Origin of the sequence: Corynebacterium sp. DNF00584, from assembly GCF_001552965.1 — a bacterium.
In the GTDB taxonomy this organism is placed as follows: Bacteria; Actinomycetota; Actinomycetes; order Mycobacteriales; family Mycobacteriaceae; genus Corynebacterium; species Corynebacterium phoceense.
Window position 1 is genome coordinate 37,990 of the sequence record NZ_KQ959765.1, and the last position, 11,591, is coordinate 49,580.

Here is an 11,591-nt window from a genome sequence, read left to right on the forward strand (position 1 = left end):
CCTACGCTGCCCGAGAAAGCAGTCCTACGTGACCGTCGCGAACCTCCCAGTGTGCGTCGGCCGCGGCGGCGACGGAAAGGTCGTGGGTGACGACCACGGTCGCGGTGTCCCACTCGGCGGTGGCGCGGCGGAGGAGGTCAACAACCTCAGACGTGAGCTGCGAGTCCAGGGCGGAGGTCGGCTCATCGCAGAGCAGGACAGCCGGATCCGCCATGAGCGCACGCGCGATGTTGACGCGCTGACGCTGGCCGCCGGAAAGACGCTCCATGCGGCGGTGGCCCAGGTCAGCGAGGCCGACGAAGGAGAGGAGCTCGTCCGCGCGGTCCTTGCGGGGGCGCACGCCGCGGAGATGGTCGACGATGAGGAGCTGCTCGCGCGCGGTGAGCGAGCCCAGGAGATTGGGCTGTTGGAAGACCATGCCAATGTTCTCGCGGCGGACGCGAGCGCGGGTCTCATCGTCGAGACCAGCGAGTTCGTGCCCGGCGACCTGGATAGAGCCGGAGGTCGGGGCGATAAGCCCGGCGGCGACGTTGAGCAACGTGGACTTGCCGGAGCCCGACTCGCCGGTAATCGCGGCGAGCTGACCGGGGTTTACGGTGAGCGAGGCGGAATCGAGGGCGGTAAGGGTGTGGTCGCCGTCGGGGAAGATGACGGAGACATCGTTAAGCGAAAGCATGTTAGGCCTTTCCTCCTAGTGCGATGAGTGGATCGGTGTGGGCGACACGGCGGGTCGCGATGAAGGCGCCGGCGATGCCGAGCAGCCAGACGCCGGCGGGAGGGACAGCGAGGGTGCGCCAGCCCAGGTCGAAAGGCAATACGCCGGCGGCCAGGGTGCCGAGGCCGATGCCGAGCAGGCCGCCCACGAGGACGCCGCCAGCAAGCAACATCGCGGCCTGGCCGAGGGAGTCGCGGAGCACGTAACGGGAGCTGGCGCCGAGGGCGCGGAGGACGGCGAGGTCGCGCGTGCGCTGGATGGTCCACACGCTCAAGAAGGCGATGGTGACCAGGGCGGAGATGGCGTAGAGGAAGCCTTGCATGGTGAGCAGCGAGCCGTTCTCCGAGGAGTAGGACGGCAGGCCGGAGTAAGCGTCGCGGATGGACACGCCCTCGGCGCCGTCGGTGGACAGCCCGACGGTGCCGTCAGCATCCGTGTGGGCTGCAGCCTGCCACAATTCGGTGGGCGCCCAAACCACAGGCTGGTGGGAGTAGTCGAGCTCGTCCACGACGCCGGCAACGGTGGTGGCCACGCCGCCGAGCGTCACGGTATCGCCCGCAGCAAGGCCGAGGGATTCAGGGACCAGAAGGCCGTCGGAGGGGATCGAACCGACAGGCGAGGAGAAGTCCGCAGGCAGACCAAAGACGGCGACACCGGTGGAGTCGAGCTTGGTCTGCGCCACGCCGAGGGCGGGCAGTGGGCCGGAGTACGTGGACTCCATGAAGGAGGGTTCCTCGGTGGAGAACACGAGGTGAGCCGGGTCGAGGGAGTCGAGGGCGGAGGTATTTTCTTTGGACAGGCCGCCGGTTAAGCCGGTGAGCATGATGAGCAGCAGCGTAATGAGGGCCACGGTGCCACCCATGAGCGTCACGCGGCCACGGGCGGCGCGTAATTCACGAAGTGCAAGGAACATACTTTTATCCTCCTGCGCAGCGGCAACGGATACATCGGGAGCGGCGTTGATTTCGGAATCAACCGGTCGGTTGATTCCGCGTCCGCCGCGGGCACGCTAGCGTTGAGGGACGTGAGATCTATCAACTTGAGCACAGTGCTGGGCAGCTTGCGCGTGGGGCTGCACACCATGTTCGCGCTGCTGCTCGCCTTCGGCGTCGTGCGCGCTGCCGGGGACGGTGACCTGGATGCGCGGGTCTGCGGCCTCGCCATCGCGCTGGGACTCGTCTACGTATGGGGCACCGTCAAGCGCCCACCCACCCGGCGCGCCGCATACTGGTGGCTCGCGCTCATCACGATCCTGTGGATTGGGCTCATGGTCCACGCCCGGGACTTCATGTGGCTCGAGTTTCCGCTGCTCTTCTTGTTCCTCCACGAACTGCCACGCGCGCCGGGGATCGTCTCCACAGTCTGTCTCTGGGCCGGCGCGGCGCTCATCCCGGCGTGGCGCTACCCAGACCAGTGGACCATCGCGGCGGCGGTGGGTCCGGCCATCGGCACCGTCTTCGCCATCGCGTTTTACTACGCGTACGTGGCGCTGCGCGACGAGGCGCTGCGCTACCGCGCACTCGCGGAGGAGCTGCGAGCGACCCAGGAGGAGCTCGCACGCAGCGAAAACCTCGCCGGACGGCTCGCAGAACGCGCCCGGCTTTCGCGTGAAATCCACGACACGGTGGCCCAAGGTCTGGGCTCCATCGTGCTCATGGCCCGCGCCGGGAAGAACGCGGCGGATCCTTCGGGGCACCTCAAAACCATCGCGACGGTCGCCCAGGACTCGCTCCAGGAGACGCGGAAGCTGGTGCAGGACTTGGCTGCGCCGCCGCAACTCACCACGGCGCTCGAGGCCCTCGTCGAGGCACAGAACGAGCGGGCGCGCACGCTCGAGGAAGACACCCACTTCGAGCTCGTCGAAACCGGTGACACCACCAGAGAGCTGCCGGACAAGGTGAGCGCCTGTCTCGAGCGCGCCGCCCGGGAGGGGCTGAGCAACGTCGCCAAGCACGCCCACGCCCGGCGCGCGGTGGTCACCCTCGGAGTCTTCGAAGATGCGGCGACGCTCGACGTCGTCGATGACGGTCGTGGCTTCGCCACGACGAACAACAAGGGATTTGGGTTACCAGGACTGCGCGCCCGCGTCGCCGAACTAGGCGGCCGCCTAGAAATTAGCCCTGGCCCAGGCACCGGGACCGCCCTCACCGTACGACTACCGCTCAAGGAGAACCAATGACCATCCGCGTCATGCTCATCGATGACCACCCGGTGGTCCGCGCGGGCCTGCGCGCCATCGTGGATTCCTTCGAGGACCTCGAGGTCGTCGCGGAGGGCACGGACGGCACCGCGGACGTCGACGCCAACGCCGTCGACGTCGTCGTCTGCGATATCCAAATGCCCAACGCGGACGGCATCGAGCTCACCAAGAAGGTCGCGGGAGACGTCCCCGTCCTCATCCTCACCACGTATGACACGGAGGGCGACGTCATCGCCGCCGTGGAGGCCGGGGCCCTAGGCTACCTGCTCAAGGACGCACCGGAGGACAAGCTGCACGACGCCATCGTGGCGACAGCCAAGGGCCAACGCACGCTCGCGCCGGAGGTGGCGGGGCTGCTGGCGGCGCGCATCGGAAAGCCGCGCGAGGCCCTGAGCCGAAGGGAGCGGGAGATTCTGGAAGGCCTGACCACGGGCGCGAGCAACCGCGAGCTCGCGCAGCAATTCTTCGTCTCCGAGGCGACGATTAAGACGCACCTCATCCACATTTATGACAAGTTGGGGGTGGATAATCGCACGGCCGCCGTAACGGTGGCGAGGCAGCGCCGCCTGCTTTAGGCTCGCATTATGGATCAGGACCTGTACCCCGCGCAGTGCGTGCTCATCTCGCTCGATTCGCAGTACCTTGAAGTCTCCCGCCTCGTGGGCGTGGACCCAGACGTGACGGTGGGCGAGCTCGCGCTCATCGCGCATGCCGCGCTGGGCCTAGAGCCTTCCCCTCCGGGGCATGTCCACGTGGGCGAACGTCTCATTGAGATCCTCGACGTCCTCGATGAGCCCGCGTTCCACACGCTCATGAACCGCAGCACTGGCGTGGACTACCACCCCTCCGTCGGCGATTGGGATATCCACCTCATGTTCCTCTCGGAGACCCGCCTGCAGCAAGCCACGCCCACGCTCATCGACGCCACGGGCCCGGATCTTGTCACCGCCGTGGGCGACGGCAACCGCATGCGCTCCATGCTCGAGGACGTCCGCCAGCTGCTCGCGGGCATTCCCATCCCGCAGACGCAGTGGGAAGCCATCCAGTCCATCTTCCCCAATTACTCGCTCGACCAGCTGCGCCAGCGGCTCACGGAGTGCTTCCACCCCACCATCGCGGATCGTCTCCGGGAGCTCAGCTCGGTTGAAGACGTCATGCCCGAGGGCTTCGACTTTGACACTCCCTTTACCCCGCGCATGCCCGCGCGGCTCGAGGATCCCATCGGCCTGCGCGAGTTTCTCCTCGACTCCTTCCCCGAGCTCCAGCTCGACTTTCCTCTGCCCCAGCTTTCCGATGCCGCCGCGCGCACCCTCGGTACCCGCCTTACCGGCATCCTGCGCACGCTCACCTCGGAGCTGCGCCTCACCTCCACCGGCGCGTTCCGTCCCGCGCTGGTCAAGCGGTTGATCGAAGAGCTCGACGTTGCGGCCTTCTGGCCCGGCGCGGCTACCGCCTCCCGCGAATCCTCCGTGCCGCCCATTGGAATTCTCCACGACTTCCTCGTGTTCATGGACTACATCGAGGAGACCTCCTCACGCATGAACCTCGCGGAGAAGACCAACCGGCTGTTGAGCGACCCGGGTCTGGTGGGCGAGGACTACTTCACCATGCTCCCCTTCTGCGATGACGACAGTGACTTAGTGAGCACCGCTCTCCTGTTCTGCCTGCTCATCCGCGGCGAGCCGCTGCCGCTGAGCGGCGTGCCCACCAAGGTCGGCCCCGAGGGCCCCGATAACGTGCACCGCACCATTCGTCTCTATCAGATGCTCGGCATCCTCGCCCCGGACGATCCGCTCCGGCTCACCGAGGCCGGCCGCGGCATGGTGGGCTGGCAGCTGCACAACCTGCGCGGCATCATCGAATACAAGGGCCTGCTCAACGAGGAAGCCGGCATCACGCACCTGCTCGACACGCGCCCTACCCCTCTCACCGAGCCCACTCATCACGACCTCGACATGGATACGCTGCACGATTTCTTCACTCTCGACGAAGAGAACTACGGCTTGCCCGACGACTTCGACGACGATCAAACTCGCCCCTTTTAGCTCCCCGAAAGGTCTCCCCCGGCCTCTCCTTCTCCATCTTTTCCCCCTCGGCACCGCTCCAGCTCGCTCAACCCCGCGTCCTCATCATCCTGGTCCTCACCGTCGTCGCCGTAACCGGCCTCGTGGCCTCCTACTTCCTCAGCGCGGACTCCCCAGAAAACACTTCAGGGCCCGCGCCTGAAACCACCGCAGAAACCGCCGAAGCGGCGCCCAAACCCCACCCAGAATTCGGAATTGTGTACGGGATTCCAGAGTTTTGGTGGGGTTTGGGCGCGACGTTGAGGGGCTAGGCTTCAACGAGCTCGCGGACGTCTCGCCCGTACGAATCGAGGGCACGCCGTGGCAGGCCTTCGAGCCCGCATTGCGCAGCCTCGAGGTCATCACGTAACTATCCGATTATTCCGGTCACCAGCCCACAGACCACGATGACGAGCAGCGCCGCAGCGAGGAAGCCCAGGCGCCACAGCAGCTTGGTTTGGCGCTCGTGGTCAAGGCGCAGCATCGCGCACGCGCCCATTGCCGCGCCCGCGGTATTGAAGAGCACGTCGTCCACATCGCTGTAGCCCAGCGCAAAGATATACTGCGTCCCTCGATGCCCACCGAGAGCCCCGCCGCGATAACCACGGCGCGCAGCCACAGGCTCAGGCGGCTCGCGCGACCGCGCACCGCCGTCGCCGCGAGCGCCACGAGCACGAGCCCCACCGGAATAAACAGCGCGATATTGCCAAAGGTATTGGTGTACTTGCCGTACCAAATGGTGGTCCCAGCGACCCACTCGTGGAAGAGGTCGAGATTCACCGACCGCACCCGGTGGGCCGAGGCGTTGATAATGCCGGGGATCTCGATGAAGGGCTTGCCCACCGTCGCCACTGCGGTCACAGCGAGCACAAGCAGACTTACCGGGCGCGCGTCGCGGCGCACCGTGAGGTGGTCGCTCACGGAACGGTGTCGCGCGGGGGCCGGGCTCTTCGTCGCTGTCACTGTCATAAAGGACAACCTAAGCCTCCCGCCTGTCAGCTCTCCGGGGTACGAGCTGAATGTCACCTGCCCATCCCTGCCAATTCCCCACGAGCCGCACGCCACAGACGCGTAGGCTTGTGCCCATGAGCACACTCAAAGTCACCCGCACCGATTCCGGAGTTTCCCACGAGTTCCTTGACGGGCCCCTGCTCGGCGAGGGCGACATACTCGTGGATGTCGCCTATTCCTCCCTCAACTACAAGGACGCCATGGCTCTCGACGGCAATAAGGGCGTGATGCGCGTCGACCCGCTTGTGCCGGGCATCGACGTCATCGGCACCGTGGCCGAGTCCTCTGACGCGCGACTGCCGGAAGGTACCCTCGTCGCCGCCTTCGGCGATGGCCTGGGCGAGTTCCGCCACGGCGGCTACACCACCCAGCAGAAGGTCAAGGCCGCGGCCACCGTCCCGGTCCCCTCGCGCTTCTCGGCTTCCGATGCCGCCGCTATCGGCACCGCCGGTTACACCGCCGCCCTCTGCGTCAACGCCCTGCTCCGTCATGGGCTCACCGAGGGCCACGTCCTCGTCACCGGTGCGACCGGCGGCGTGGGCTCCATCGCGGTGCAGCTGCTCAAGTCGCTCGGCTTCGAGGTCACCGCACTCACCGGCCGCGTCGACGCAGAATCCGAGTACCTGCACACGCTGGGCGCTGACCACATCCTCGACCGCGCAGAAATTTCCGTGCCCGGCCGCCCGCTGCAGAAAGCCCGCTTTGACGGTGCCGTCGATACCGCCGGTTCCGCCGTGCTCGCCAACGTTCTGGCCCAGATCACTTGGGGCGGCGTCGTCGCCGCGACCGGTATGGCCGCAGGCCCCGACCTGCCCGCCTCCGTCCTGCCTTTCATTCTCCGCGACGTCACGCTCGCCGGCGTGAACTCCGTCGACGCGCCGCTGCCCCGCCGCGAGGAGGCCTGGAAGCTGCTCGACGAACACCTAGACCTCGAGCTGCTGCGCTCCATCACGACGACCGTCGCGCTCGCCGATGTCGCGGAAACCGCCAAGGAGATCCTCGCGGGCAACCACCACGGCCGCACGGTGGTTACCATCGCCGAGTAACCGCGACCTGGGGATTGTTAGAATAGACCCCTCTATTCTGACAAAGATCCGCCGGGGTGGCGGATCCGTGGTCGAATAGCCGCGCGGATTCGGACGTGCGTGCTAGCTTTGTGCCATGAGTCACAAGCAAGAATCTGCCATCATCGTCGGCGCGGGGCTGGCGGGTCTCGTCGCGGCCTATGAGGCCATCAAAGGCGGCAAGCACGTCATCATCCTAGAACAGGAAAACCGCGCCAACCTGGGCGGTCAGGCGTTCTGGTCGCTGGGCGGGCTCTTCTATGTGGACTCCCCGGAGCAGAAGCTCATGCGTGTCCACGACTCGGAAGAGCTTGCCTGGCGCGACTGGCAGAATTCCGCGGACTACGACGACGCGGAGCACGATACGTGGCCACGCGCGTGGGGCCGCGAGTACGTGCGCTTCGCCGCGAATGAGAAGCGCGACTACTTGAAGGCACTGGGACTTAACGTGCTGCCCACCATCGGCTGGGCGGAGCGCGGCTCCGGCGATGCGTCGGGACACGGCAACTCGGCCCCGCGTTTTCACCTCACGTGGGGCACTGGCCCGGAGGTCGTGCGCGTCTTCCGCGAGCCACTCCTCGAGGCCGAAAAGCAGGGCCGCGTACGTTTCTGCTTCCGCCACCGCGTGGACGAGCTCATCGTGGAAAACGGTCGCGTCACCGGCGTGCGTGGCAGCGTGCTCGCGCCCTCGGACGCGGATCGTGGCGTCGCCTCCTCGCGCGAGGTGGTCGACACCTTTGAAGTCCGCGGGATCGCCACCGTGGTGGCGACTGGGGGCATCGGCGGCAACTTGGCCAAGGTCCGCGAAATGTGGCCGGAGGATCGCTGGGGACCGTGTCCGGAAGACATGGTCACCGGCGTGCCGGCGCACGTGGATGGCCGGGGCATCGACATCGCGGCTGCGGCCGGTGCCCACCTGGTCAACACGGACCGCATGTGGCACTACCCGGAAGGCATGACCAACTGGGATCCCATCTGGCCCGGCCACGGCATCCGCATTATCCCGGGACCGTCCAGCCTGTGGCTCGACGCGGAGGGCAAGCGCCTGCCCACCAACCTATTCCCTGGCTCCGACAACCTGGCCGCGCTCGCGCATATCGGCCGCACCGGCCACGGCTATTCCTGGTTCGTGCTCAACCAGGCCATCGCGGATAAAGAGTTCATCTTCTCCGGCTCAGAGCAAAACCCGGATCTCACGGACAAGGAATTCAGGAAGCTCGCCGGCAAGCTGGGTCCCGGCACGCACGTGGCGATTCAGGCGTTCATGGATCATGGCATCGACTGGGTCGTCGCTGACAGCTTGGACAAGCTCGTCGACGGCATGAACAAGGTCGCTGGCAACGAGCGCATTGAACTCGACTCCCTGCGCACCCTCATCGAAGACCGCGACTCGCAGCTGGACAACCCGTTTAGCAAAGACGCGCAGGTCAACTACATCCGCATCGCGCGCGCATTCTTGGGCGATAAGATTGTGCGCACCGCCCCACCGCACCGGCTGCTCGACGAATCCAAGGGCCCACTTATCGCCGTGCGCCTCAAGGTGCTCACCCGCAAGACGCTGGGCGGCATCGAAACCGACCTTTCCGGCCGCTGCCTCCACGCTGACGGCACCGTGCTCGAGGGGCTCTACGCCTGCGGTGAGGCCGCCGGCTTCGGCGGTGGTGGCATGCACGGCAAGAACGCGCTGGAAGGCACGTTCCTGGGCGGCTGCATCCACTCCGGCAAGCGCGTGGGCGAGGCGTTGGCGGCGCTGTAGGCGGAGCACCATTATCGCCGCGCATGTGGGAAGTTCCCAAGGTTTCTTTTCATAAGGCGGTTGGCAAGGGGCTCATCCCCGCTCACGCGGGGAGCACGCGGTCCCGGAGTGGAAGCAGCCGGTGGGCGCAGGCTCATCCCCGCTCACGCGGGGAGCACAGTGAGCGTTCCGCTGAGGGCGATCCGGCTACGGGCTCATCCCCGCTCACGCGGGGAGCACGCGCTGATTTTGAGACGCCGATAAGTTGAGCGGGGCTCATCCCCGCTCACGCGGGGAGCACCACAACTACCTCACGTTCGAGCAGCTAACAGTGGGCTCATCCCCGCTCACGCGGGGAGCACGCCGCAGCTCACGGGCGACCGTCCGGGGCATGGGGCTCATCCCCGCTCACGCGGGGAGCACGGTTATAGCCTCGCGCGGTACTTTCCTGGCCACGGCTCATCCCCGCTCACGCGGGGAGCACTAAGCTCACTTACCCCTAGCACCGTATAACGCCGGCTCATCCCCGCTCACGCGGGGAGCACTTCGTCCTCATGCTCGCTATCGTCCTCGCCACGGGCTCATCCCCGCTCACGCGGGGAGCACAGCTCACGGATTTGGTCAAGGGTGAGAGTGGGGGGCTCATCCCCGCTCACGCGGGGAGCACTTGGCGCATGATCGCTCGAAGCGGCGGTATCCCGGCTCATCCCCGCTCACGCGGGGAGCACCTCGTGAAACTCAATGAGCTTGTAGCGGAGATCGGCTCATCCCCGCTCACGCGGGGAGCACCGACACCTGCGAAGTCGTAGGTGCCCGCGACGGGGCTCATCCCCGCTCACGCGGGGAGCACGGTGGATATATGCGTATAGATACGGGTGGCGACGGCTCATCCCCGCTCACGCGGGGAGCACAACCCCACCCCCTGCGTCATGTGCTCACCCGGAGGCTCATCCCCGCTCACGCGGGGAGCACTACTGGGCCTTGCTGGCGGTTCAACCCGGTACGGGCTCATCCCCGCTCACGCGGGGAGCACCGTCGCGACCGCCGGGTCGGTATCCATCGTCACGGCTCATCCCCGCTCACGCGGGGAGCACGTGTGCGCTCAAGGTAATCCGCGTCCTTAGCCGGGCTCATCCCCGCTCACGCGGGGAGCACTGCCGACTTGACGGGAAAAACAAGGGCACGACGGGCTCATCCCCGCTCACGCGGGGAGCACCGGTTAGACAACTCGCCTAGCCGTCGCTCCCAGGGCTCATCCCCGCTCACGCGGGGAGCACAACATCGCCGACCACGTAACAAGCGCCATGTAGGGCTCATCCCCGCTCACGCGGGGAGCACCCGTCCTTGAAGAAGCTGAACACAAACAATTGGGGCTCATCCCCGCTCACGCGGGGAGCACGCTATCGAGGGCGTTCCCGATCTCAATGGCAAGGGCTCATCCCCGCTCACGCGGGGAGCACACGGTTCAAAGTAACCCATGATTAAACCTCCAGGGCTCATCCCCGCTCACGCGGGGAGCACGTGCACTTACTGAAGTCTCACGTCTCACTGAGAGGCTCATCCCCGCTCACGCGGGGAGCACTAGTCATGTTTGGTGCTGTTCTCACGATGGGAAGGCTCATCCCCGCTCACGCGGGGAGCACTCGAGACCGTACTCGACTTCTCCCAGCTCGACCGGCTCATCCCCGCTCACGCGGGGAGCACTTCGCTAATGAGTTCGCGGCGTCGGCGGCTTTCGGCTCATCCCCGCTCACGCGGGGAGCACTTCTACATCAACGACGTGACGTGGCAGCGCATCGGCTCATCCCCGCTCACGCGGGGAGCACACCCAGTCTGCGGTGTTCTCGCGAAGCAGCTTCGGCTCATCCCCGCTCACGCGGGGAGCACCGCGCGGCGGTATGGCCTAGGCATGAAATCGCCGGCTCATCCCCGCTCACGCGGGGAGCACTCGATCTGGCTCATTGCCACCCCGCACGGTGTAGGCTCATCCCCGCTCACGCGGGGAGCACCGATCCGCGCGGGGGAGCCCGTGCCGCCCGTGGGGCTCATCCCCGCTCACGCGGGGAGCACCGTGCATGTCGCGGGCCTGATCGAGCACCGATGGGCTCATCCCCGCTCACGCGGGGAGCACGGCGTTAGCCGCGTCCTCGCGATCCATCCACTCGGGCTCATCCCCGCTCACGCGGGGAGCACATCTGAACCTGTACCGTGTCAACGCTTACGCCGGGCTCATCCCCGCTCACGCGGGGAGCACTGGGGCGTAATGGTCGTAAGCAACCCGCCCAGGGGCTCATCCCCGCTCACGCGGGGAGCACGGAGCTCGACGGTGCCAGCGAAGCGGTGCAGTCGGCTCATCCCCGCTCACGCGGGGAGCACTCGCCGCGCTGGAGGAGATCAAGCGTCAACTAGGGCTCATCCCCGCTCACGCGGGGAGCACACGAAGCCGCTGCAGCTACCAAGGCCACAGTCGGGCTCATCCCCGCTCACGCGGGGAGCACCGTCGCGGCTTTCTCCACATCATCGGTGGTGACGGCTCATCCCCGCTCACGCGGGGAGCACGCACGCATGACAACTATGCCAGTCCCCAAGGGGGGCTCATCCCCGCTCACGCGGGGAGCACTACACCCCGGGGCGTGCAGGCCAAAAAATCGAGGGCTCATCCCCGCTCACGCGGGGAGCACCTATTCGTCAGGAAACTCAAGCCCCACAAAATGGGCTCATCCCCGCTCACGCGGGGAGCACGAACTCGGAGACGTTTCAACCGGCATCGCAGACGGCTCATCCCCGCTCACGCGGGGAGCAC

General features: G+C 66.5%; 9 protein-coding genes and 1 CRISPR repeat array. Of the genes, 6 read left to right on the forward strand and 3 right to left on the reverse strand.

Annotated elements, in window-relative coordinates; genetic code table 11:
* Window position 1: 1 nt before the first annotated feature.
* A complete protein-coding gene (locus HMPREF0307_RS10180) occupies window positions 2-676 on the reverse strand; it encodes an ABC transporter ATP-binding protein (protein WP_066492599.1) in 675 nt (224 codons plus the stop codon).
* A 1-nt stretch (window position 677) separates the two neighbouring features.
* Window positions 678-1,628, reverse strand: a complete 951-nt coding sequence (locus HMPREF0307_RS10185; protein WP_066492601.1) for an ABC transporter permease — start codon at window positions 1,626-1,628, stop codon at window positions 678-680.
* Window positions 1,629-1,739: 111 nt separating this feature from the next.
* Between HMPREF0307_RS10185 and HMPREF0307_RS10190 the strand changes: the two genes are divergently transcribed.
* The 4 genes from HMPREF0307_RS10190 (at window position 1,740) to HMPREF0307_RS13465 (ending at window position 5,348) form a co-directional block, all read left to right on the forward strand.
* The gene (locus tag HMPREF0307_RS10190; protein WP_231725158.1) at window positions 1,740-2,894 is read left to right on the forward strand and encodes a sensor histidine kinase; all 1,155 of its coding nucleotides are present in this window, start codon (window positions 1,740-1,742) and stop codon (window positions 2,892-2,894) included.
* The gene (locus HMPREF0307_RS10195; protein WP_066492603.1) at window positions 2,891-3,490 is read left to right on the forward strand and encodes a response regulator; all 600 of its coding nucleotides are present in this window, start codon (window positions 2,891-2,893) and stop codon (window positions 3,488-3,490) included. Before HMPREF0307_RS10190 ends, HMPREF0307_RS10195 begins: the two co-directional genes overlap by 4 nt.
* A 9-nt stretch (window positions 3,491-3,499) precedes the next feature.
* Window positions 3,500-4,960: a hypothetical protein gene (locus HMPREF0307_RS10200; protein ID WP_066492606.1), complete on the forward strand. Its 1,461-nt coding sequence runs from the start codon at window positions 3,500-3,502 to the stop codon at window positions 4,958-4,960.
* Window positions 4,961-5,219: 259 nt separating this feature from the next.
* Window positions 5,220-5,348: a hypothetical protein gene (locus tag HMPREF0307_RS13465; protein ID WP_255356881.1), complete on the forward strand. Its 129-nt coding sequence runs from the start codon at window positions 5,220-5,222 to the stop codon at window positions 5,346-5,348.
* A 17-nt stretch (window positions 5,349-5,365) separates the two neighbouring features.
* On the opposite strand, the gene HMPREF0307_RS13025 is transcribed toward HMPREF0307_RS13465, so the two are convergent.
* The gene (locus HMPREF0307_RS13025; protein WP_156435933.1) at window positions 5,366-5,947 is read right to left on the reverse strand and encodes a VanZ family protein; all 582 of its coding nucleotides are present in this window, start codon (window positions 5,945-5,947) and stop codon (window positions 5,366-5,368) included.
* A 116-nt stretch (window positions 5,948-6,063) separates the two neighbouring features.
* On the opposite strand from HMPREF0307_RS13025, the gene HMPREF0307_RS10210 reads away from it, so the two are divergent.
* Together HMPREF0307_RS10210 and HMPREF0307_RS10215 are read left to right on the forward strand one after the other, a co-directional pair.
* Window positions 6,064-7,035 carry an MDR family oxidoreductase gene (locus tag HMPREF0307_RS10210; protein ID WP_066492609.1) on the forward strand — a complete coding sequence of 324 codons (972 nt, stop codon included), beginning with the start codon at window positions 6,064-6,066 and terminating at the stop codon, window positions 7,033-7,035.
* 115 nt (window positions 7,036-7,150) lie between these two features.
* Window positions 7,151-8,809: an FAD-binding dehydrogenase gene (locus HMPREF0307_RS10215; RefSeq protein WP_066492610.1), complete on the forward strand. Its 1,659-nt coding sequence runs from the start codon at window positions 7,151-7,153 to the stop codon at window positions 8,807-8,809.
* A 69-nt stretch (window positions 8,810-8,878) separates the two neighbouring features.
* Window positions 8,879-11,590: a CRISPR direct-repeat array (repeat unit 27 nt; unit sequence GGCTCATCCCCGCTCACGCGGGGAGCA).
* Window position 11,591 lies beyond the last annotated feature (1 nt).

Excerpts from the sequence above, each read along its gene's own strand:
- HMPREF0307_RS10180 (WP_066492599.1), bottom strand. The coding sequence starts at position 676 with ATGCTTTCGCTTAACGATGTCTCCGTCATCTTCCCCGACGGCGACCAC.
- HMPREF0307_RS10210 (WP_066492609.1), top strand. The coding sequence starts at position 6,064 with ATGAGCACACTCAAAGTCACCCGCACCGATTCCGGAGTTTCCCACGAG.
- HMPREF0307_RS10215 (WP_066492610.1), top strand. The coding sequence starts at position 7,151 with ATGAGTCACAAGCAAGAATCTGCCATCATCGTCGGCGCGGGGCTGGCG.
- HMPREF0307_RS13025 (WP_156435933.1), bottom strand. The coding sequence starts at position 5,947 with ATGACAGTGACAGCGACGAAGAGCCCGGCCCCCGCGCGACACCGTTCC.
- HMPREF0307_RS10200 (WP_066492606.1), top strand. The coding sequence starts at position 3,500 with ATGGATCAGGACCTGTACCCCGCGCAGTGCGTGCTCATCTCGCTCGAT.
- HMPREF0307_RS10185 (WP_066492601.1), bottom strand. The coding sequence starts at position 1,628 with ATGTTCCTTGCACTTCGTGAATTACGCGCCGCCCGTGGCCGCGTGACG.
- HMPREF0307_RS10195 (WP_066492603.1), top strand. The coding sequence starts at position 2,891 with ATGACCATCCGCGTCATGCTCATCGATGACCACCCGGTGGTCCGCGCG.